Raw genomic sequence first — 386 nt, 5'->3', positions numbered from 1 at the left:
GCCTGGCCTTGCTGGTAATGCTGGCAGCAGCGCCGCTGGCCGGCCTGGAAGGGGCCAGCGCCGAGACCCTGCGCCAGGCCAATGCCCAGGGCCTGCAGCATGCGCTCTGGGGCGCGGCGGGCCTGGCCTTGCTGGCCTGGCTGGTCTGCCTGCGCATGGCCAAGCCGCAGGCGCAGTCACTCACCGATGCCCAGCCGGTGGGCGACAGCAGTAGCGCTTGCGCCTGAGCCTGTTCTAAGCGGCTACAGGGGTTGGACCAGGTAGACGCAGCGCTGGCCGCCTTCGAGCAGGTATTCGCTGCGCTCCAAGGTCGCGAGGCCTTCGACCACCTCCTGGAACAGCGCTTGTTCCGAACGGCAAAAGCCCCGGCAGCTTTGCGCCGCCGC

General features: G+C 69.7%; 1 pseudogene. It reads left to right on the top strand.

Annotated elements, in window-relative coordinates:
* Positions 1-227: pseudogene (locus H928_RS32210) on the top strand (hypothetical protein); the annotation flags it as partial.
* Positions 228-386 lie beyond the last annotated feature (159 nt).

The sequence above is a fragment of the Comamonas sp. B-9 genome (genome assembly GCF_000410635.1).
In the GTDB taxonomy this organism is placed as follows: Bacteria; Pseudomonadota; Gammaproteobacteria; order Burkholderiales; family Burkholderiaceae_C; genus Comamonas.
The sequence above is the reverse complement of the archived record's forward strand: the minus strand, read 5'-3'. Positions and strand labels throughout refer to the sequence as shown.